Raw genomic sequence first — 1,439 nt, 5'->3', positions numbered from 1 at the left:
TACCACGCCGGCAACGTCCGCGCTGACCGTGTCGTGGCTTGCGCCTGATGTGGGGCATGTAACTGGCTACATCGTCCGATACGCCCCAAAGGGGACGGGCAATTGGTTTCCTTCGCTTACGGTATCTTCGCCGCAAACAGATCTTCGTAACCTCGATCCCGGCGCCTACGATGTGTGGGTGAGGGCCATCTTCGACAACGGGCAGCTCTCCGATTGGCTCAAGGGTGTCCTTAGCGCCAGCATCTTCGCTGGCTATCCGGGTGCTGTCCCGAGTTTCACCATTGCGGTAGCGGGCGATTCCGCAACGCTGCAATGGGGTGCCGCAACCCCGGCGGAAATCATCTCGCATTACGAGATCCGCCACTCTAGTGCGCTGACCGGCGTCACATGGCAGACGGCGAATATCCTGCGCATCGCTTCTGGTACGCAAGTACAAGTTCCAGCGATACGAGGCACATTCCTGATCAAGGCGGTGTCCTATGCGGGGCTGCAGTCGAAGCTCGAGACAATCATCATCAACGCTGTCGATCCGCTGACGAAACTCAATGCTGTCGAAGCGCTTGAGGAAGAACCGCCATTCCCTGGCATGAAGAACGGGACTTACTTCGACGGTTCGGCTCTTCGCCTCGGCGGCGCGTCCGATCTCTTCGCGCTGGATGACTGGTTCGAGGTCGGCGACTTCTTCCTTGGCACCGACGGCTACCTGACGGAGGGTCACTACGACTTCGTTGATACCGTTGACCTTGGAGCGGTTTACACGTCGCGGGTATCTTCGCAGATAGAAGCTCTTGGCGAGCGGTCCAGCGATGACGTCTTCGGCTTGGTGAACTTCTTCGAGCGGGATGACTTCTTTGGAGATATCGGCGGTCTGTGGAGCGTCACTGTTGAAGTGTCTACCACGGACGATGACCCCGGCGGCTCCCCTGTCTGGACGGATTGGGCGCCCCTTGTCACTGGGGATATCTCGGCAAGGGCCTATCGGTTCAGGGCTAAGATGGCGAGTTTCCAGCAGGACGTAACGCCTCTCGTAACCAGCCTTGCCGTTACTGTCGACATGCCGGATCGCGTCATCGCAGGCAATGACATTGTGGTTTCGGGCGCCGGTCTGACGATCCCGTTTACCCCTGCATTCAGAAGCCTGCAGGGTCTTTCGATCGCGGCCCAAGGGCTGGCTACCGGGGATTACTACGAAATCACCGCCAAGGATGAAACCGGCTTTCACATCGCATTCAAGAACGCGGGCGGGTCTGCAATCACCCGCACGCTCGATTATGTCGCGAAAGGACATGGGTCAATACAATGAGCCAAGCAACAACATGGAGCGTCCCGCTTTCGGGACCGGTCACGCCGAACGACATGGCGGACAGAATGGACAAGAGCCTTGATGCGCTCCTGAGTGCGAACTCGGGAGCGTCGCGGCCATCCTATGCCGTGGCAGG

At 58.9% G+C, this 1,439-nt stretch carries 1 protein-coding gene; it reads left to right on the top strand.

The genetic code is table 11. The annotated features are described in order from the left end of the window. The coding region (locus HGP14_RS35075) for a fibronectin type III domain-containing protein (protein ID WP_205927478.1) at positions 1-1,303 on the top strand (1,303 nt) is incomplete at its 5' end. Between the last annotated feature and the right edge of the window lie 136 nt (positions 1,304-1,439).

Source organism: Rhizobium sp. P32RR-XVIII (assembly GCF_012641395.1).
Taxonomy (GTDB): Bacteria; Pseudomonadota; Alphaproteobacteria; order Rhizobiales; family Rhizobiaceae; genus Rhizobium.
Note: the sequence above shows the minus strand (reverse complement) of the source record. Positions and strands in the feature narration are given on the sequence as shown.